The organism is Citrobacter sp. Cpo037, assembly GCF_030332945.1.
In the GTDB taxonomy this organism is placed as follows: Bacteria; Pseudomonadota; Gammaproteobacteria; order Enterobacterales; family Enterobacteriaceae; genus Citrobacter; species Citrobacter portucalensis.
In genome coordinates, this window is record NZ_JAOWGW010000063.1 from 153806 (window position 1) to 175108 (window position 21303).

A 21303-nucleotide genomic window follows, 5' to 3' on the forward strand; every position below is an offset into this window, starting at 1 on the left:
TTATGGCAACATTAACTGCAAAGAACCTTGCAAAAGCCTATAAAGGCCGTCGTGTGGTTGAAGATGTCAGTCTGACCGTCAACTCCGGGGAGATCGTCGGTCTGCTCGGTCCTAACGGTGCAGGCAAGACAACAACCTTTTACATGGTAGTCGGCATTGTCCCGCGCGATGCGGGTAACATTATCATTGATGACGAAGACATCAGTCTGCTGCCTCTGCATGCGCGCGCGCGTCGCGGCATCGGCTACTTACCGCAGGAAGCATCGATTTTCCGTCGCCTGAGCGTGTTTGATAACCTGATGGCGGTGCTGCAAATTCGTGACGATCTGACCAGCGAGCAGCGGGAAGATCGCGCTAACGAGCTGATGGAAGAATTCCACATCGAGCACCTGCGCGACAGCTTAGGTCAGTCGCTCTCCGGTGGTGAACGACGCCGCGTGGAGATCGCTCGCGCACTGGCCGCCAATCCGAAATTTATCCTGCTGGATGAACCGTTTGCCGGTGTTGACCCGATTTCTGTTATTGATATTAAACGGATCATCGAACACCTGCGCGACAGCGGCCTTGGTGTGCTGATTACCGACCACAACGTCCGCGAAACGCTGGCAGTGTGTGAGCGCGCCTATATCGTAAGTCAGGGGCACCTGATCGCGCACGGCACGCCAACAGAAATACTGCAGGATGAGCACGTTAAGCGCGTATACCTTGGGGAAGACTTCAGACTCTGATAGGGTAGAAGACTTCACGTCACTGCAGGAGAAAACAACTCTGAACATGAAGCAAGGTTTGCAACTCAGGCTTAGCCAACAACTGGCGATGACGCCTCAGCTACAACAGGCTATCCGTCTGTTGCAGTTGTCCACGCTGGAACTTCAGCAAGAACTTCAGCAAGCGCTGGAAAGTAACCCACTGCTCGAGCAAACCGATCTTCACGACGAAATTGATACCCAGGAAAAACAGGACAGCGAAACCCTCGACACCGCAGATGCACTCGAACAAAAAGAGATGCCTGAGGAGTTGCCGCTTGACGCCAGTTGGGATGAAATTTACACCGCCGGGACGCCTTCGGGCACCAGCGGAGATTACATCGACGACGAACTGCCTGTCTATCAGGGTGAGACCACGCAATCACTACAGGATTACCTGATGTGGCAAGTGGAACTGACCCCGTTTTCTGATACCGATCGCGCCATTGCGACATCCATTGTGGATGCGGTAGACGAAACCGGTTATCTCACCGTGACCCTGGACGATATTCTCGAAAGCATGGGCGATGACGACGTCGGTATGGACGAAATCGAAGCCGTGCTTAAACGCGTTCAGCGCTTTGATCCCGTTGGCGTGGCCGCCAAAGATCTCCGTGACTGCTTACTGATCCAACTTTCGCAGTTTGATAAAGCCACACCGTGGCTGGATGAAGCGCGCCTGATCATCAGCGATCATCTCGATCTGTTAGCCAACCATGACTTCCGCACGCTGATGCGCGTGACCCGACTGAAAGAAGACGTGCTGAAAGAAGCCGTCAACCTCATCCAGTCGCTTGATCCCCGCCCAGGGCAGTCGATCCAGACTGGCGAGCCGGAGTACGTCATTCCGGATGTGCTGGTGCGTAAGCATAACGATCGCTGGGTGGTCGAACTCAACGGCGACAGCATTCCGCGCTTACAGATTAACCAGCACTACGCCGCGATGTGCAATAGCGCACGTAACGATGCCGACAGCCAGTTTATTCGTAGCAATCTGCAAGATGCGAAGTGGCTGATTAAAAGCCTGGAAAGCCGCAATGATACGTTGCTGCGCGTCAGCCGCTGCATCGTTGAGCAGCAGCAAGCTTTCTTTGAACAAGGCGAAGAGTATATGAAACCGATGGTACTGGCGGATATCGCCCAGGCCGTCGAGATGCACGAATCGACCATTTCCCGTGTGACCACGCAAAAGTATCTGCACAGTCCGCGCGGCATTTTTGAATTGAAGTATTTCTTTTCCAGTCACGTTAACACTGAAGGCGGAGGTGAAGCCTCATCCACAGCTATCCGTGCGCTGGTGAAGAAATTAATTGCTGCGGAAAACCCCGCGAAACCGCTGAGTGACAGCAAGTTAACCTCTATGCTGTCAGAACAGGGTATCATGGTGGCACGCCGCACCGTTGCGAAGTACCGAGAGTCTTTATCCATTCCGCCGTCTAACCAGCGCAAACAGCTGGTGTGACCCAACCGATAAGGAAGACACTATGCAGCTCAACATCACTGGAAACAACGTCGAAATCACCGAAGCCCTGCGCGATTTTGTGAATACAAAATTTGCCAAGCTCGAACAATATTTCGACCGGATTAATCAGGTCTATATTGTGTTGAAAGTGGAGAAGGTTACACATATCTCGGATGCAACACTGCATGTGAACGGTGGCGAAATTCATGCCAGCGCGGAAGGTCAGGATATGTACGCCGCCATTGACGGTTTAATTGATAAACTGGCTCGGCAGTTAACAAAACATAAAGATAAACTGAAACAGCACTAACTTGTCCGGGCAGTTAGCGGGTGCAGGACGGCCTGTTGTGTAGCACAACGGGCCATTTGTACAGTTAGCGCTTAGGTGAAATTATGACAAATAACGATACGACTCTACAACTGAGCACTGTTCTTAACCAGGAATGTACACGCGCAGGCGTTCACTGCCAAAGCAAGAAACGCGCACTGGAAATCATCAGCGAACTTGCGGCAAAACAGCTTAGCTTGCCTTCTCAGGTGGTATTTGAAGCCATTCTGACGCGTGAAAAAATGGGCAGTACCGGCATCGGTAATGGTATTGCTATCCCGCACGGAAAGCTGGAAGAAGACACGATGCGCGCGGTTGGTGTGTTTGTTCAACTCGAAACACCCATCGCCTTCGACGCCATTGATAATCAACCTGTCGATCTGCTTTTCGCCCTGCTGGTCCCGGCAGACCAAACCAAGACGCATTTGCATACGTTGTCACTGGTCGCAAAACGTCTGGCAGATAAAACCATCTGTCGTCGTCTGCGCGCCGCGCAGAGTGACCAGGAGTTGTATCAAATCATCACGGACACCGAAGGTGGACAGGATGAAGCATAACAACCCAATGGCATCCTTTTTTGTCGTTGTGAGGAGAAACAGTACATGGTACTGATGATCGTCAGCGGCCGTTCAGGGTCAGGTAAATCTGTCGCCCTGCGTGCGCTGGAAGATATGGGTTTTTACTGCGTGGATAACCTTCCCGTAGTGCTGTTGCCCGATCTGGCTCGTACACTGGCCGATCGCCAGATTTCTGCGGCCGTCAGCATTGATGTGCGCAACATGCCTGAGTCCCCGGAAATTTTCGAGCAGGCAATGAATAATCTGCCCGAGGGTTTCTCACCACAGCTGCTGTTCCTTGATGCAGACCGTAACACGCTGATTCGTCGCTACAGCGACACGCGCCGTTTACACCCGCTCTCCAGCAAGAACTTGTCTCTGGAAAGCGCTATCGATAAGGAAAGCGATTTGCTGGAGCCTCTGCGCTCTCGCGCTGACCTGATCGTTGATACCTCCGAAATGTCCGTACACGAACTGGCGGAAATGTTACGTACCCGACTGCTGGGTAAACGTGAACGTGAATTGACGATGGTATTCGAATCCTTTGGTTTCAAACACGGTATCCCGATTGATGCGGATTACGTCTTTGACGTGCGCTTCCTGCCTAACCCACACTGGGATCCGAAGCTGCGCCCAATGACCGGTCTTGACCGCCCCGTCGCCGCATTCCTCGACAGGCACACAGAAGTACACAATTTTATCTACCAGACTCGCAGCTATCTTGAGCTATGGTTACCCATGCTGGAGACCAACAACCGTAGCTACCTTACCGTAGCCATCGGCTGTACCGGCGGGAAACACCGTTCGGTGTATATTGCAGAGCAGCTGGCAGACTACTTCCGCTCACGCGGTAAAAACGTGCAGTCACGCCATCGTACGCTGGAAAAACGTAAATCATGACCGTGAAGCAAACCGTTGAAATCACCAATAAGCTGGGCATGCATGCCCGCCCAGCGATGAAACTGTTTGAATTGATGCAGGGTTTCGAAGCAGAAGTTTTGCTGCGTAATGATGAAGGAACGGAGGCCGAGGCCAACAGCGTTATCGCTCTGCTGATGCTGGATTCAGCCAAAGGGCGTCAGATAGAAGTCGAAGCCACGGGACCACAGGAAGTAGAAGCCCTGGCCGCAGTGATTGCCCTGTTTAATTCAGGGTTTGATGAAGATTAATCGAGTACACAGAACGTAGCCAGTAGGCCGGATAAGGCGTTTACGCCGCATCCGGCAATAACTACGCTAATACAGCTTATTTTCCCGCATAAACGACTCACCACCTAACTGACGCATTTGGCGCATAATCCAAGCCTGGCGGTTACGCACATAACCAGAAGGCGCATTCGCCTTAAAACGCAAAGGATTGGGCAATACTGCCGCCAGCAAGGCCGCTTCAGACAGGCTCAACCGACTGGCCGGTTTATGAAAATACCGTTGCGCCGCCGCCTCCACACCAAATATCCCATCGCCAAACTCGGCGATATTCAAATAGACGGTCAGAATACGTTTCTTACTCCAGACGGTTTCCATACCCAGCGTTAGCCCGGCTTCGAGACCTTTACGCACCCAGCTGCGTCCATCCCATAAAAACAGGTTTTTCGCCGTCTGTTGCGATAACGTCGACGCCCCGCGAATGCGGTTTTCATTGCGTTCATTGTGCGCCAGCGCTTTCTCTATGGCGGTGACATCAAACCCCCAGTGGTCTGGAAACTTCTGATCCTCCGCAGCAATCACCGCCAGTCCCATCCACGGTGAGATCTCATCCATACTCACCCAGTCCGAGTGCGCCACATAGCCGAAATCACCGGACAGCCATGCGCCCAGCTGTCGCTCGACCATCACCGCCGAGAAAGGCACAGGCATCACGCTGAAAAGTGCGATACCCCCGCCCCAGAATACGGCGAGGACAACCACCACCCGCAGAAAAATACGTCGCAGAAAGGCGGTTACTCCTTTTCTCATTCAGTCAGCACCAACACACGCGATACCAGTTTATCGATGCCACTCGCAGCCTGAGCGATGTCCTGCGCCAGCATATAGGCAGGCGTGGTGACGATTTTGTTGTCTTCATCGACGACAATGTCATCAACCGGACAAGGCACATGCTCAGCGCCCATCTCTTCCAGCACCTCTGCCGTGTCGATATCAGTGCCGATGGTCAGACGCAGCGGGAAGTCAAAAATTTTAGGTAACATGGCAGGCGCAATGCACATAAATCCCAACGGCTTACCCACCTGATGCATGGCCACCGCCAGCGCGGCTAAATCGCTGTCAACCCGGCATTCGCTGCCCTGACTGGCAAAATTGCTCAGATTTTTGGCCGCACCAAACCCACCCGGCACGATCAACGCATCCAGTTCCGATGAGACTGCCTGCGCAAGTGGGCGAATATCGCCACGTGTGATGCGCGCGGCTTCAATCAGCACATTGCGAGTTTCCAGCATCGGCTCGCCGGTCAGATGATTAATCACATCCGCTTGTTGTTTATCCGGTGCAAAACAGACGGCCTGAGCGCCGTTGCGGGCAATGGCCAGAAGCGTGAGAACAGTTTCATGGATCTCTGCACCGTCATACACGCCGCATCCGCTGAGCACTACACCCACTTTTTTCATCGTGATACTCCTTTCTCAACTGGCTGAAACATATTAGTTATTATGATTTAAATGCTACGCTTCACACATTTAACTGATTCATGTAACAAATTATTTAAGATTTGCTATCTTAACTGCGTGCGGCCTGAAAATTAGGGCTGCGCCCTTGTAAACAATGATAATAATTTACGGCGCAGCCACGATTTCCCTGGTGTTGGCGCAGTATTCGCGCACCCCGGTCAAGCCGGGGTCATTTTTTTTCCACGCTCGCCACCCAGGCTTTTAATACTACCACGTCGTGCTGCCACTCCTGCTTCATCTCTTCAATCCATTCAGCAACGTTATCTTCCCAGGCAGGAAGATCCGGCGACTGGATTTGCTGACCTAGCTGTTGCAGGTGACGCAGCCCCACTGAACCTGCTGCGCCTTTAATTTTATGGCCTTCCTCAACAACACCTTTTTTATCCCGTGCCGTCAGATTGGACTCCAGCACGCTCAAATATCCCGGCATCATCTTCTCAAACACCGCCAGCCCGTCGGTAATTAACTTCGGTCCCACCAGCTCGAGGTATTGTTCCAACATAGGAATATCTAACAGCGCTTGCGATTTACTGCTTTCTTCAGATGTCACAGTGCTCTCCTCTTCGTTTCGGGTATCCCAGTATTTTTTGATCATGGCGGTTAGTGCCGGAACCGACAGCGGCTTACTCAGCACGTCGTCCATGCCTGCGTCCAGATACTCTTTTTTATCTTTCAGTACGTTGGCGGTGAGTGCGACCAGCGGTGGCAGATCTTCACGGGCGTATTTTTGCGTGAGCTCCCGCGAGATATCCAGACCGGTCATATCCGGTAGCTGAATATCCAACAACACCAGGTCATATTCACCCGGCGTAAACATTTCCAGCGCGGCTTTCCCGGTCATCGCGACATCCACGCTGTTGCCTAATTTTTCCAGCACGGAGCGCGCAACAATAACGTTCAGCTCAATGTCTTCCACCAGCAGCACATTCAGGGCTGGCAGCGGCAGTTCATCGTCTTCAAAAGCATCTTCAATCTCTTCCGCTACCGCAGGGGCATGCACGGTCAGCGTAAAGATAGACCCTTTTCCTGCCTGGCTGGAAACCGTAATATCACCGCCCATGTTTTTCGCCAGACGCTTCGACACGGCCAAACCAATCCCTGTCCCCGTTGCCGGTTTACCGCCGTTACTGTCCTTCACCTGATAATACATAGCGAAGATTTTATCCTGCTCATCCTGCGGAATGCCGATGCCGGAATCTTCAACTTCGAAATGCAGCATATTCCCCTGGTCATAGCGCGCCCGCACGGTCACCTGCCCCTGCTGGGTAAACTTCACGGCGTTGCTGATCAGATTCCACAGGATCTGACGCAGACGCGTTCCGTCGGTAATGACCTTATGCGGCAGGGGTAACGTCGGCTCAAGCACAAAACGCAGACCCTTTTGCTGCGCCTGTAGGCCAGAGAGGTTTTCCAGATCCGCCATAAAACTGGTGAAATCGATCGGCTGGTTATCGAGCTGGACTTTACGTCGCTCCATCTTATCCATGTCGATAATATCGTTGAATATATTCCCCAGCGTCACAGCAGAGACGTGGATTGTTTTCAGGTATTTTTCCTGCTCCGCTGTTAGATCCGTATCCAGCAGGATCCGGCTTAAGCCGACAATGCCGTTAAGCGGGGTGCGCAGCTCGTGGCTGATGGTAGAAATAAAGGTGGTCTTATCGCGGCTGGCGCGCTCAAGCGCATCCTGATAACGCTTACGCTCGGTAATATCGCGTCCAAAGCCCATCAGACCATGTCGCTTACCTACGCGGTCATAGTAAGGCACTTTGCGAATTTCAAAGCAGGCTTTGCGCCCATCCGGGTAGTCCAGCCACTGTTCGTAGGTGAGCGAAACATTATGACGGAACACCTTCTCGTCGGTCTCAATCACCTTTTCAGCCGCTTCAGGAGAGTAAACGTCAGCCGGTTTTAAGTTCACCAGCTGCTTTTCGCTTTTGCCAGTCAGCAGCTCCATGGCACGGTTACAGCCGGAAAACTCCTTATCTTCATTGCGATAAAAAACCAGATCCGGCGAGGCATCAAGGAAAGAGCGTAAAAAGGAAGACTGTTGCTCAAGCTGGATCTGCGCCTCTTCGCGCTCTTTGATTTCAACCTTCAGTTGCTCGAATGTTTCCTGGCGCTCTGCTTCGGCTTTTTCACGCTCAACAATTTCCTGATTGAGCTGGGCAATATTATCTTTCAGCTGCACATTGAGCTTGAGATCGCGCTCGCGCATCTCTTCCAGCTTTTGTACCAGTCGTGACAGGCGCTGCCGGGACTCCTCAAGTTGCTCCACCACCACGGACAAGAAATAGACGGCCCAGGGGGTAATTAACAGACCAAAAAAGATAGAGCGGATGACATCAATGCTTTCTACCTGGCCATGCAGCACCATGGTGACAGCCATCTGCACCACAATTGCCAACACGACCAGAGCCAGCGCCAACAGCAGCGAAAAGCGCACCAGACCTAACTTCATCATCAGGTCGACGTAATATTGCGCCAGCATACGGATTTGCTTCATAGAGGGTTCCTTCACGACAACTTGGCACAATAATACTCAATTCTCAGCGTGACGTTGAAGATTGTGCAAGAAATGCGGAGGTTATCGGTGAAATGACCGCGGAGAGGCCATCGTAGGCCTGATAAGCAAAGCGCCATCAGGCAAGCAGGCGCAGATTTCCGGATGTCGGCTTTGCCTTATCCGGCCTACGGAGAGTTAGTTCTCAGGCAGCACCCATGGCGTACCGAGCGCCGAGCCTTGCACACCGTACTTGTTAAGGTACTTATCCAGTTCGACCATGCCGGTCCAGCGGTTTTCACACCATAGAGGTGCCAACAGCGTTGGGCGGCGCGCGCTGGCGGAAATTCGATGATAAATCACCTCTGGCGGCGTATGACGGATCATCTCCCCGGCAGTAACCGTATAGTCGTCCAGTTCAATTCCGTTCAGCCGCCCGGCTTCCCAGGCTTTCGCCATCGTACTGCCTTTCACAATATGCAGCGGGTGCAGCTTAATACCGTCAACACCCGTCTCCACCACACGTTCCATGGTTTGCAGGCATTCTGCCTGCCCTTCTCCCGGCAGACCGACAATCAGGTGTGAGCACACTTTCAGCCCGCGCTCGCGTGCCAGTCGCGTAGTGCGTTGGTAACAGGCAAAATCATGGCCGCGGTTAATACGGTGCAAGGTTTTGTCATGCGCAGTTTGCAAACCGAGTTCCAGCCATACCTCATAGCCGAGGTCTTTATACTCGCAAAGCAGATCGAGTACCGCATCCGGCACGCAGTCGGGGCGCGTCCCAACGCATAACCCGACGATACTGGCCTGGCTGACTGCCTGCTGATACATCGAACGCAGCACCTGCACTTCAGCAAAGGTGCTGGTATAGGCCTGGAAATAGGCCAGATAGCGTTTCGCGCGATTGACCAGATGCGCCTGATGCTCAAGCTGCTCGGCAATAGAATGGTGCTGCTGTGCTTCATCGGCAAACGAGGCGACATTGCAGAAAGTACATCCACCACGTCCGATGGTGCCATCACGATTTGGACAGCTAAAGCCGCCGTGAAGCGTGAGTTTATGAACCTTTTGCCCGTAACGGCGAGAAAGATCCCCACCAAACATATTGACTAATTTCTGTAACTGCATAATCTGGTAGACCGCGCCTTGAAAAGAGGCCAAAGCCTGCCATTTTTTGCCCCAGTCGGCGATGACCTGGATCAATCGCCCTGGCGTGCCTTTATTTATTGCATAACAAATCAAAATAATCGAAATTTCATTCATTCAAAATGAAATTACTTTTCCTTATATCCGACTGTTTTTTTTATCTTCTTATACTCTCAGCATAAAAACAGTATCTTTAAGACGCTAAAACTCTAAAAACCAGCATAAAATGCCAAGCATAGCGATAAACAAAGGGAGGACGGGGGATATACAGCCTTTCTGACAGTGAGACAGATCACACTTCGCACTCCATTCCCCTTGCGTTAAATCAATGTAAAAAAGCCTTAAATTTCAATATATTCATAAAGTTAATCGCCATATAGCACATTTTTGCATAAATAAGATTGCCATTTGACCTGTGTGTGGATTCCCGATAACGTGGAAATCCGCTGGAAGCTTTCTGGATGAGCAGTCTGCTCATCATATTTATGCAGTAATTGAGATTCCCTCTGAAGCAAGTCCTCAAACTTGTTTGACCTATGCGAAAAGGATAAAGAGGGCGAATGCGAGGTAAGCGTATGACACGCAAACCCCGTCGCCATGCTCTTGGTGTGCCCGTGCGCAACGGTCCAGATGGGAATCCCGCAGAGCCTGGGGAGGTTCACTGATATGTTGTACGATAAATCCCTTGAGAGGGATAACTGTGGTTTCGGCCTGATCGCCCACATAGAAGGCGAACCTAGCCACAAGGTAGTGCGTACCGCCATACACGCACTGGCCCGCATGCAGCACCGTGGCGCAATTCTTGCCGATGGTAAAACCGGCGATGGTTGCGGTTTGCTGTTACAAAAACCTGACCGCTTTTTCCGCATCGTGGCGCAAGAGCGCGGCTGGCGTTTAGCTAAAAACTACGCCGTCGGCATGATCTTTTTAAATAAAGACGCTGAACTGGCTGCGGCTTCTCGTCGCATTGTCGAAGAAGAATTACAGCAGGAGACCCTGTCGATTGTCGGCTGGCGCGACGTGCCGACCAACGAAGGTGTTCTCGGTGAAATCGCCCTCTCCTCCCTGCCTCGAATCGAGCAAATTTTTGTCAACGCCCCTGCGGGCTGGCGTCCGCGTGATATGGAGCGTCGCCTGTTCATCGCGCGCCGTCGTATCGAAAAACGCCTCCAGGACGATAAAGACTTCTACGTCTGTAGCTTGTCGAACCTGGTCAATATCTATAAAGGTCTGTGTATGCCGGCGGATCTGCCGCGCTTTTACCTGGACCTGGCGGATCTGCGTCTGGAATCGGCCATCTGCCTGTTCCACCAGCGCTTCTCCACTAATACCGTACCGCGCTGGCCGCTGGCGCAACCGTTCCGCTACCTGGCGCATAACGGTGAAATTAACACCATCACCGGCAACCGCCAGTGGGCACGCGCACGTACCTATAAATTCCAGACACCGCTGATCCCTGACCTGCACGACGCCGCACCGTTCGTTAACGAAACCGGCTCCGACTCCAGCTCAATGGATAACATGCTGGAACTGCTGCTGGCTGGCGGGATGGACATTATCCGCGCCATGCGTTTATTGGTGCCGCCGGCCTGGCAGAACAACCCGGATATGGACCCGGAGCTGCGCGCGTTCTTTGACTTTAACTCCATGCACATGGAGCCGTGGGATGGCCCGGCGGGCATTGTTATGTCCGACGGCCGCTTTGCCGCCTGTAACCTTGACCGTAACGGCCTGCGTCCGGCGCGCTACGTCATCACCAAAGACAAGCTGATTACCTGCGCCTCTGAAGTCGGGATCTGGGATTATCAGCCGGATGAAGTCGTCGAGAAAGGTCGCGTCGGCCCAGGCGAGCTGATGGTTATCGATACCCGCAGCGGGCGCATTCTGCACTCCGCCGAAACCGATGACGATCTGAAAAGCCGCCATCCGTACAAAGAGTGGATGGAGAAGAACGTCCGCCGTCTGGTGCCGTTCGAAGACCTCGCAGACGATCAGGTCGGCAACCGCGAACTGGACGATGACACGCTCGCCAGCTATCAGAAACAGTTTAACTACAGCGCCGAAGAGCTGGATTCCGTGATCCGCGTGCTCGGTGAAAACGGTCAGGAAGCGGTCGGCTCAATGGGTGATGATACCCCGTTTGCGGTGCTCTCAAGCCAGCCACGCATCATTTATGACTACTTCCGCCAGCAGTTCGCGCAGGTGACTAACCCGCCGATCGACCCGCTGCGTGAAGCGCACGTTATGTCGCTGGCCACCAGCATCGGTCGTGAGATGAACGTCTTCTGCGAAGCCGAAGGTCAGGCACACCGCCTGAGCTTTAAATCGCCGATCCTGCTGTACTCCGATTTCACCCAGCTCACCACCATGAAAGAGGAACATTACCGCGCCGATCGCCTGGATATCACCTTCGACGTGACCGAAACCACGCTCGAAGAGACCGTCAAAGCATTGTGCGATAAAGCCGAACAGATGGTGCGTAACAGTACGGTGCTGCTGGTGCTCTCTGACCGTAACATCGCGAAAAACCGTTTGCCGGTTCCGGCACCGATGGCCGTGGGCGCAGTGCAAACGCGTCTGGTAGAACAAAGTCTGCGTTGCGACGCCAACATCATCGTTGAAACCGCCAGCGCCCGTGACCCGCACCATTTTGCTGTCCTGCTCGGCTTTGGCGCGACGGCCATTTATCCGTATCTTGCGTATGAAACGCTGGGACGATTGATCGACACTCAGGCGATTGCCAAAGATTACCGGACCGTGATGCTGAACTACCGTAACGGCATCAACAAAGGTCTGTACAAAATCATGTCCAAAATGGGCATCTCGACCATCGCCTCTTACCGCTGCTCGAAGCTGTTTGAAGCGGTTGGTCTGCATGATGATGTCGTGGCGCTGTGCTTCCAGGGCGTAGTCAGCCGCATCAGCGGCGCAGGATTTACCGACTTCCAGCAGGATCTGCTGAACCTCTCCAAACATGCCTGGCTGGCACGTAAGCCTATCAGCCAGGGCGGTTTGCTCAAATACGTCCACGGCGGCGAATACCATGCCTACAACCCGGACGTGGTGCGCACGCTGCAACAGGCGGTACAAAGCGGCGAGTACAGCGACTATCAGGAATATGCCAAGCTGGTCAATGAGCGTCCGGCGGCCACGCTGCGCGATCTGCTGGCGATTACGCCTGGCGATGAAGCCGTAAGCATTAGCGAAGTAGAACCCGCAACCGAACTGTTTAAACGCTTTGATACCGCGGCGATGTCCATCGGTGCATTAAGCCCCGAAGCACACGAAGCGCTGGCCGAAGCCATGAACAGCATCGGTGGCAACTCGAACTCCGGTGAAGGCGGCGAAGACCCGGCGCGCTACGGCACTAACAAGGTGTCGCGCATTAAGCAGGTTGCCTCCGGTCGCTTTGGCGTAACCCCGGCGTATCTGGTCAATGCCGATGTCATTCAGATTAAAGTCGCTCAGGGCGCGAAGCCTGGCGAAGGCGGTCAGTTACCGGGTGATAAAGTCACCCCGTACATCGCTAAACTGCGCTATTCGGTACCGGGCGTGACGTTGATCTCCCCGCCGCCGCACCACGATATTTACTCTATCGAAGACTTAGCACAGCTGATTTTCGACCTCAAACAGGTCAACCCGAAAGCGATGATCTCCGTGAAGCTGGTTTCCGAACCGGGTGTCGGCACTATCGCCACAGGCGTGGCAAAAGCCTATGCGGATCTGATCACCATTGCTGGCTACGATGGCGGTACCGGCGCAAGCCCGCTCTCCTCGGTGAAATATGCGGGCTGCCCGTGGGAACTCGGTCTGGTGGAAACCCAGCAGGCGCTGGTCGCTAACGGTCTGCGTCACAAGATTCGTCTGCAGGTTGATGGCGGTCTGAAAACCGGTGTCGATATCATTAAAGCGGCGATTCTGGGTGCGGAAAGCTTCGGCTTCGGTACCGGTCCAATGGTGGCGCTGGGCTGTAAATACCTGCGTATTTGCCACCTGAACAACTGCGCAACCGGCGTGGCGACTCAGGATGACAAACTGCGTAAGAACCACTATCACGGCCTGCCGTTCAAAGTGACTAACTACTTTGAATTTATCGCCCGCGAAGTCCGTGAGCTGATGGCGCAACTGGGTGTGAAGCGTCTGGTGGATCTGATTGGTCGTACCGACCTGCTCAAAGAGCTGGAAGGGTTTACCGCTAAGCAACAGAAACTGGAACTGTCTCGTCTGCTGGAAACCGCCGAACCGCATCCGGGTAAAGCGCTGCATTGCACCGAGAACAACCCGCCGTTTGATAACGGCGTGCTGAACGCTCAGTTGTTACAGCAAGCGAAACCGTTTGTCGACGAGCGCCAAAGCAAAACCTTCTGGTTCGATATCCGCAACACCGACCGTTCTGTTGGCGCGTCGCTGTCGGGCTATATCGCGCAAACACATGGCGATCAGGGGCTGGCGTCTGACCCAATCAAAGCGCACTTCAGCGGTACCGCAGGCCAGAGCTTCGGCGTGTGGAACGCGGGCGGCGTGGAGTTGTATCTGACCGGTGATGCCAACGACTATGTCGGTAAAGGTATGGCGGGCGGTCTGCTGGCAGTGCGTCCTCCGGTTGGCTCTGCTTTCCGTAGCCATGAGGCGAGCATCATTGGTAACACCTGTCTGTATGGCGCCACCGGTGGCCGCCTGTTTGCCGCGGGTCGTGCGGGTGAGCGCTTTGCAGTACGTAACTCCGGTGCAATCACCGTGGTTGAAGGTATTGGCGACAACGGCTGCGAATATATGACCGGCGGCATCGTCTGTATTCTCGGAAAAACGGGCGTCAACTTCGGAGCGGGTATGACGGGCGGATTTGCCTACGTGCTCGACGAAGACGGTGAGTTCCGCAAACGCGTGAACCCGGAACTGGTAGAAGTGCTGAGCGTGGACTCGCTGGCTATCCACGAGGAACACCTGCGCGGTTTGATTACCGAGCACGTACAGCATACCGGCTCTTCACACGGCGAAGAGATCCTGGCTAACTGGCCAGCATTCTCGGCGAAATTCGCGCTGGTAAAACCAAAATCCAGTGATGTGAAAGCACTGTTGGGTCACCGTAGTCGTAGCGCAGCAGAGCTGCGTGTGCAGGCGCAGTAAGGGGTAGCAGCAATGAGTCAGAACGTATACCAATTTATCGACCTGCAGCGCGTTGATCCGCCTAAGAAGCCGCTGAAGATCCGTAAGATCGAGTTTATCGAGATCTACGAGCCGTTTTCCGAAGGCCAGGCCAAAGCACAGGCAGACCGCTGCCTGTCCTGCGGTAACCCGTACTGCGAGTGGAAGTGCCCGGTGCATAACTACATCCCGAACTGGCTGAAACTGGCGAACGAGGGGCGTATTTTTGAAGCAGCAGAACTGTCGCACCAGACCAACACTCTGCCGGAAGTCTGTGGCCGTGTGTGCCCGCAGGATCGTCTGTGTGAAGGATCCTGTACGCTGAACGATGAGTTCGGCGCGGTAACTATCGGCAACATCGAGCGCTATATCAACGATAAAGCATTCGAAATGGGCTGGCGCCCGGATATGACCGGCGTGCGTCAAACCGACAAGCGCGTGGCGATCATCGGTGCCGGTCCGGCAGGCCTGGCCTGTGCTGATGTGCTGACCCGCAACGGCGTGAAGGCGGTGGTATTTGACCGCCACCCTGAAATCGGCGGTCTGCTGACCTTCGGTATCCCGGCCTTCAAACTGGAAAAAGAGGTGATGACCCGCCGTCGTGAAATCTTCACCGGTATGGGCATTGAGTTCAAATTGAACGTGGAAGTGGGCCGCGATGTACAGCTTGACGATCTGCTGAAAGATTATGACGCCGTGTTCCTTGGCGTAGGTACCTATCAGTCTATGCGCGGTGGGCTGGAAAACGAAGACGCTTCCGGCGTATTTGATGCCCTGCCGTTCCTGATCGCCAATACCAAACAGTTGATGGGCTTTGGCGAAAACAGCGACGAGCCGTACATCAGCATGGAAGGCAAACGCGTCGTCGTTCTCGGCGGCGGCGATACCGCGATGGACTGCGTGCGGACCTCGGTTCGCCAGAACGCAGCACATGTCATCTGCGCTTATCGTCGTGACGAAGAGAACATGCCGGGTTCCAAACGCGAAGTGAAAAATGCGCGTGAAGAAGGCGTCGAATTCCAGTTCAACGTCCAGCCTTTAGGCGTGGAAGTGAACGCCAACGGTAAGGTATGCGGTGTGAAAATGGCGCGTACTGAAATGGGTGAACCGGATGCAAAGGGCCGTCGTCGTGCGGAGATCGTCGTCGGTTCCGAACACGTTGTTCCGGCAGATGCGGTGGTACTGGCGTTTGGCTTCCGTCCGCACAGTATGGAGTGGCTGGCAAAACACAGCGTCGAACTGGATTCTCAGGGCCGCATTATTGCTCCAGAGCGCAGCGACAACGCCTTCCAGACTAGCAACCCGAAAATCTTCGCCGGTGGTGACATCGTGCGCGGTTCGGATCTGGTAGTCACCGCGATTGCCGAAGGTCGTAAAGCGGCGGACGGCATCCTGAACTACCTGGAAGTGTAAAAAAACCTTCTCTGGCCCCTGTCCACGTTTGCGGACAGGGGCTTTTTTTCTCCGAATTTCTCCGTCATTCTTTGAAAGCTACTCGCAATTAAGACTGCAAGTCTGTGTAATTATTGGAACACGGATTGACCACTTCATCACCCGGGCGTATTGATCGCGGCATATTTTTACACCGTAACTTTCACGAAAGGGATGGAGTATGACCATGCAGACGTCACTTCAGGATGCAGATGACTATCAGCAAATCCATAACGGAATTGTTCAACTGCTGGACACCGTGCGGACACAAACCGTTCGCAACATCAACGCCATCATGATAGCAACCTATTGGGAAATGGGTCGACGCATTGTTGAATTTGAACAAGGCGGTGAAGCCAGAGCTGCAATATGGTGAACAGCTAATTAATCGTTTATCGCAGGATTTAAGCCAAAGATATAAACGCGGTTTTTCTACCAGTAATCTATGGCAGTTTAAAAAGTTTTATCTTTATTTTCATAGAAATGAGATTCTCCAGACAGTGTCTGGAGAATCTCACCACTTGGCGCAACTGGCTAATTCCTTCCTACTACCATGGTCAGCTTACGTACGTTTACTCTCGGTAAAAAATCCCGATGCCTGCACTTTTTATGAGAAAGAGACGCTACGTAACGGCTGGTCTGTACGGCAACTTGATAGACAAATCGCTACTCTATTTTATGAACGAACGCTCCTGTCCCATGACAAATCTGCCATGTTGCAGCAGCCTGCGCCCGCCGAGCCAAAAGTTTTGCCGGAACAAGCCATACGCGATCCGTTCATTCTGGAATTTCTTAATCTGAAGGACGAGTATTCCGAGTCGGATCTCGAAGAGGCGCTGCTCAGTCACCTGATGGACTTTATGCTGGAGCTCGGTGACGATTTTGCTTTTGTCGGTCGCCAGCGTCGTTTACGAATAGACGATAGCTGGTTCCGCGTCGACCTGTTGTTCTTCCATCGCCGCTTGCGCTGCCTGTTGCTCGTTGACCTGAAGGTAGGCAAATTCAGTTATACGGATGCCGGACAAATGAACATGTACCTGAACTATGCCAAAGAGCACTGGACAATGTCTGGAGAAAACCCGCCAGTTGGGTTGGTTTTGTGCGCAGGAAAAGGCGCGGGTGAAGCACATTACGCACTGAACGGTCTGCCAAATACCATCATGGCGAGCGAGTACAAAGTGCAGTTGCCTGACGAAAAATTACTCGCAGACGAACTGATTCGTTCACAAACCATGCTCGAAACTCAACGCACGGGTGTGGAGTTACTGGCGTCAGGGGAAAACTAGTACAGCCATCAACACCAGAAATAATAGCCCAGAAAAAGCCAACGAAAACGTTTGCTTTATTCTGAGAACTGTATATTATGCGGCGGATTTTTTGGGCAAAATTCATGGAGGCGTTGTGTCGCAAGACAACAATTATAGCCAGGGCCCCGTCCCTCTGGCGGCGCGAAAAGGCGTAGTTCCACTAACATTTGTGATGTTGGGGCTCACATTTTTTTCCGCCAGTATGTGGACCGGTGGCACACTCGGTACCGGTCTTTCTTATAATGATTTCTTCCTGGCAGTTCTCTTCGGTAATCTTCTCCTCGGTATTTACACTGCATTTCTCGGTTTTATCGGCGCAAAAACAGGGCTCTCAACCCACCTTCTGGCGCGTTACTCATTTGGTGTGAAAGGTTCATGGCTTCCCTCTCTGCTGTTAGGCGGCACACAGGTAGGCTGGTTTGGCGTTGGTGTGGCCATGTTTGCTATCCCGGTTGGCAAAGCGACGGGAATTGACGTCAATATCCTGATTGCGGTTTCCGGTCTGCTGATGACCCTGACCATCTTTTTTGGCATCTCAGCGCTGACCATTTTATCTATCATCGCCGTACCTGCCATCGTCATTCTTGGCAGCTACTCTGTCTGGCTGGCAGTGAGCGATGTCGGCGGTTTGGAGCATTTAAAAGCGATAGTGCCGCAAACGCCGCTGGATTTCTCCACCGCACTGGCGCTGGTAGTCGGCTCGTTTGTCAGCGCAGGGACGTTAACCGCTGACTTCGTCCGTTTTGGTCGCAACGCCAAAGGTGCGGTGCTGATCGCCATGGTGGCATTTTTCCTCGGCAATTCGCTTATGTTTATCTTCGGCGCTGCGGGCGCGGCTGCGGTTGGGCAGGCGGATATCTCTGACGTGATGATTGCCCAGGGACTGCTGCTGCCCGCAATCATCGTTCTCGGCCTGAATATCTGGACCACCAACGATAATGCGTTGTATGCATCGGGCCTGGGATTTGCCAATATTACCGGCCTTTCCAGCCGTACGCTGTCAGTGGCTAACGGTATTATCGGCACACTGTGCGCGCTATGGCTTTACAATAACTTTGTCGGCTGGCTGACATTTCTGTCGGCAGCGATTCCCCCGATTGGCGGGGTGATCATCGCCGACTATCTGCTGAACCATCGCCGATATGCCGACTTCAGCAAAGCGCAATTTATTTCCGTAAACTGGATAGCGCTCCTGTCCGTTGCACTGGGCATTGCCGCAGGTCACTATATTCCAGGCATCGTGCCCGTCAATGCCGTACTCGGCGGCGTATTCAGCTATATCCTGCTGAATCCACTTTTCAATCGCAGCCTTGCTAAATCCCCGGAGGTCAGCCATGCAGAATAATAACATCACCATTCATCAGGCGCGTTTACAGGGACGTGAAGGGTTATGGCAAATCACGATTGAAAACGGGCGCTTTAGCCGTATTGAGCCTCAAGACGCAGCGACGATACCACAGGGTGAAGTGCTTGATGCTGAAGGCGGTCTGGCTATCCCACCGTTCGTTGAGCCACATATCCATCTGGACACTACGCAAACCGCGGGCGAGCCGAGCTGGAATCAGTCTGGTACGCTGTTTGAGGGCATTGAGCGCTGGGCTGAACGTAAGGCAATGCTCACTCACGAAGACGTCAAAGCGCGCGCCATGCAGACCCTGAAGTGGCAGATGGCCAACGGCATCCAGTATGTCCGTACTCACGTTGACGTTTCCGACCCTACGTTGACGGCGCTAAAAGCCATGCTGGAGGTGAAGCAAGAAGTCGCTCCATGGGTAGAGCTACAGATTGTCGCGTTCCCGCAAGAAGGCATTCTTTCTTATCCCAACGGTGAAGCGCTCCTGGAGGAAGCCGTGCGTCTGGGCGCCGACGTCATTGGCGCGATCCCGCACTTTGAATTCACGCGTGAATATGGCGTAGAGTCGCTGCATAAGATTTTCGCTCTGGCGCAAAAATACGACAGACTTATCGACGTGCACTGTGACGAAATCGATGATGAGCAATCCCGCTTTGTTGAAACCGTTGCGGCCCTGGCGCATCGCTACAATATGGGCGAACGCGTGACCGCCAGCCATACCACGGCAATGCATTCCTATAACGGCGCGTATGCTTCCCGTCTTTTCCGTCTGTTGAAAATGTCCGGTATTAACTTTGTCGCAAATCCACTGGTGAATATTCACCTGCAAGGGCGCTTCGACACGTATCCTAAGCGTCGTGGTGTTACGCGCGTCAAAGAGATGCTGGAGGCGGAGATCAACGTCTGCTTCGGTCATGATGACGTCTTCGATCCGTGGTACCCGCTGGGCACTGCGAATATGCTGCAGGTGCTGCATATGGGATTACACGTGTGCCAGTTGATGGGATACGGACAAATTAACGATGGGTTGAACCTGGTCACCACCCACAGCGCGAAAACCCTGTACCTGCAGGACTACGGTCTGAACGTGGGGAATTCTGCGAATCTGGTGATTTTGCCTGCAGAAAATGGGTTTGACGCGGTTCGTCGCCAGACGCCTGCCCGTTATTCCATTCGTCATGGTCGAGTCATTGCCGAGACGGTCCCAAGCCAAACCACACTGCATCTGACGCAGCCAGAAACGGTGACGTTTAAGCGCTAGGTCGTTACATTCCATGTCGGATGGCGTAAGCCTTGCCATCCGACACAGTCTCTCATTCTCAAGCTTGTAATAAACTGGCGCGGACTTTGATCACCACCTTTTTGATGTCCATCGGGGCCTGCACCACACAACCCGGTTTATGCGGCTCGCCCGGCATAAAAATCACAAATTTTCCCGGCTTCAGTACCATAGCCTGCTCATCGGCAATCTGACTGCACAGCTGATAATCATCCTCAACGTGCATCTCTTCGCAGTGACGAGCAGAATCGGTCATCCCAAACAGAATACGTTCTTCGCCGGACAACAGCATCTGAATATCAATGTACTGCTGATGCAGCTCCGCTTTCTTTTGCTCTGGGCTCTGCGTTGTAAATTGCATGACATTCATAAAAATATTCTCGCCCTGCAACGTGTAGCGCCCAGGCGTCTTCTCCTGCGGATTCGCCGCAATGGCAAGCGTTAACGCCTGCTGCAAGACCGGATGTAATCCGGCAGAAGGCAGTGAATTCAACGCATCTGATATCATCATCATTCTCCCTGGGCCAACAGCGCGGCCCCCAGTAATCCAGCGTCATGACGGTAATGCGCCGCCAGCAATTCCACGTGATAGGCCAAAGGCACTTGTGCCAGATAATGTTCCACCAGCGCCAGATACCCTTCAGCCAGCCCAACGCTGCCGCCAATCACCACAATCTGGCAATCGGTCGTGGCCTTCACATCGGCAACAAGCCTTGCCAATGTTCGCGCTGAGCGATGGATCAACCGACTTGCCTGCTCATCCCCCTGCCCGGCACAGCTAAAAATAGTTTTGGCGTCGCATCCGGCAAGCGCGCCTTCGGCTGCCGCAGCTATTCCACGACCGGATGCGATCGCCTCAACGCAGCCCACACGCCCGCAGCAGCACATGGGCCCATGTGGGTCAGCCAGCGTATGTCCCAGATGCCCAGCCAGACCGCCAGTCCCGGTCAGCAGTTTCCCACCGCTGACGACTCCCCCGCCCACGCCTGTGGAGACGGTAATAAACACCAGATCGCGGTACTCACCGCCAAGCGCATGGTACTCAGCCCACGCCGCTGCCTGCGCGTCATTGATTGTCAGCGTCGGCAGGCCGGTGATTTGTTCCAGCGTTTGTGTCAGCGGAAAATGCATCAACCCGCCGAGGTTATGCGGATTCAGCGCCAGTAAAGCCCCCTCACGGATAATCCCCGTCGAGGCGATCGCCACCCGATTAGCACGCCCCTGTAGCGGTGCAACCAGTGTTTGTAACGCGGCGCGCAGCGCTTGCGGCGTTTTACTGGCAGGCGTCGGCAGTTCACGCCGCTCGCGGACTTGCAGATTGTTCTCTACCAGCGCGGCAGCCAATTTGGTGCCGCCAATATCAATCGCCAGTGTGGTCAT

Annotated in this window: 16 protein-coding genes and 1 pseudogene; 11 read left to right on the plus strand and 6 right to left on the minus strand. The window is 53.6% G+C overall.

Annotated elements, in window-relative coordinates:
- The first annotated feature begins 2 nt into the window (after nt 1-2).
- The 6 genes from lptB (at nt 3) to npr (ending at nt 4262) form a co-directional block, all read left to right on the plus strand.
- Nucleotides 3-728, plus strand: a complete 726-nt coding sequence (gene lptB / locus OGX94_RS13880) for an LPS export ABC transporter ATP-binding protein (RefSeq protein WP_003828761.1) — start codon at nt 3-5, stop codon at nt 726-728.
- A gap of 46 nt (nt 729-774) precedes the next feature.
- Complete coding sequence (gene rpoN / locus OGX94_RS13885; RefSeq protein WP_032934192.1) at nt 775-2208, plus strand: RNA polymerase factor sigma-54; 1434 nt, start codon at nt 775-777, stop codon at nt 2206-2208.
- Nucleotides 2209-2230: 22 nt separating this feature from the next.
- The gene (gene hpf, locus OGX94_RS13890; RefSeq protein ID WP_003025078.1) at nt 2231-2518 is read left to right on the plus strand and encodes a ribosome hibernation promoting factor; all 288 of its coding nucleotides are present in this window, start codon (nt 2231-2233) and stop codon (nt 2516-2518) included.
- An 83-nt stretch (nt 2519-2601) separates the two neighbouring features.
- On the plus strand, nt 2602-3093 hold the full coding sequence (gene ptsN, locus OGX94_RS13895; RefSeq protein ID WP_003025083.1) for a PTS IIA-like nitrogen regulatory protein PtsN: 492 nt from the start codon (nt 2602-2604) through the stop codon (nt 3091-3093).
- 45 nt (nt 3094-3138) lie between these two features.
- Nucleotides 3139-3993, plus strand: coding sequence for an RNase adapter RapZ (gene rapZ, locus OGX94_RS13900; RefSeq protein WP_003025085.1), 855 nt, complete (start codon nt 3139-3141; stop codon nt 3991-3993).
- The gene (gene npr, locus OGX94_RS13905) at nt 3990-4262 is read left to right on the plus strand and encodes a PTS phosphocarrier protein NPr (RefSeq protein ID WP_003828770.1); all 273 of its coding nucleotides are present in this window, start codon (nt 3990-3992) and stop codon (nt 4260-4262) included. The genes rapZ and npr overlap by 4 nt, the downstream gene beginning before the upstream one ends.
- 66 nt (nt 4263-4328) lie before the next feature.
- Here npr and mtgA read toward each other — a convergent pair whose 3' ends face one another.
- The 4 genes from mtgA to mnmL form a co-directional block, all read right to left on the minus strand.
- Entirely contained in the window at nt 4329-5048 is a 720-nt protein-coding gene (gene mtgA / locus OGX94_RS13910) for a monofunctional biosynthetic peptidoglycan transglycosylase (RefSeq protein ID WP_003828772.1), read from the minus strand.
- Nucleotides 5045-5698, minus strand: coding sequence for an isoprenoid biosynthesis glyoxalase ElbB (gene elbB / locus OGX94_RS13915; protein WP_197385469.1), 654 nt, complete (start codon nt 5696-5698; stop codon nt 5045-5047). The genes mtgA and elbB overlap by 4 nt, the downstream gene beginning before the upstream one ends.
- Before the next feature lie 229 nt (nt 5699-5927).
- On the minus strand, nt 5928-8264 hold the full coding sequence (arcB, locus tag OGX94_RS13920) for an aerobic respiration two-component sensor histidine kinase ArcB (protein WP_257662137.1): 2337 nt from the start codon (nt 8262-8264) through the stop codon (nt 5928-5930).
- A 195-nt stretch (nt 8265-8459) separates the two neighbouring features.
- Nucleotides 8460-9389 (minus strand): tRNA modification radical SAM protein MnmL/YtqA, encoded by a 930-nt coding sequence (gene mnmL, locus OGX94_RS13925; protein WP_008785937.1) that lies wholly within the window; start codon nt 9387-9389, stop codon nt 8460-8462.
- 684 nt (nt 9390-10073) lie between these two features.
- On the opposite strand from mnmL, the gene gltB reads away from it, so the two are divergent.
- From gltB to OGX94_RS13950, 5 genes and pseudogenes are all read left to right on the plus strand, one after another.
- Nucleotides 10074-14534, plus strand: a complete 4461-nt coding sequence (gltB, locus tag OGX94_RS13930) for a glutamate synthase large subunit (protein ID WP_286569413.1) — start codon at nt 10074-10076, stop codon at nt 14532-14534.
- A gap of 12 nt (nt 14535-14546) precedes the next feature.
- On the plus strand, nt 14547-15965 hold the full coding sequence (locus OGX94_RS13935; RefSeq protein WP_191235979.1) for a glutamate synthase small subunit: 1419 nt from the start codon (nt 14547-14549) through the stop codon (nt 15963-15965).
- Between the two features lie 205 nt (nt 15966-16170).
- Nucleotides 16171-17269, plus strand: a pseudogene (locus OGX94_RS13940) (PDDEXK nuclease domain-containing protein).
- Nucleotides 17270-17384: 115 nt separating this feature from the next.
- Nucleotides 17385-18635 carry a cytosine permease gene (gene codB / locus OGX94_RS13945; protein ID WP_063941617.1) on the plus strand — a complete coding sequence of 417 codons (1251 nt, stop codon included), beginning with the start codon at nt 17385-17387 and terminating at the stop codon, nt 18633-18635.
- Nucleotides 18625-19905: a cytosine deaminase gene (locus tag OGX94_RS13950; protein ID WP_126956966.1), complete on the plus strand. Its 1281-nt coding sequence runs from the start codon at nt 18625-18627 to the stop codon at nt 19903-19905. Before codB ends, OGX94_RS13950 begins: the two co-directional genes overlap by 11 nt.
- A 58-nt stretch (nt 19906-19963) precedes the next feature.
- Here the strand turns inward: OGX94_RS13950 and nanQ are convergent, their stop codons facing one another.
- Entirely contained in the window at nt 19964-20431 is a 468-nt protein-coding gene (nanQ, locus tag OGX94_RS13955; RefSeq protein ID WP_003828788.1) for an N-acetylneuraminate anomerase, read from the minus strand.
- Nucleotides 20432-20433: 2 nt separating this feature from the next.
- A complete protein-coding gene (gene nanK, locus OGX94_RS13960) occupies nt 20434-21303 on the minus strand; it encodes an N-acetylmannosamine kinase (protein ID WP_286569415.1) in 870 nt (289 codons plus the stop codon).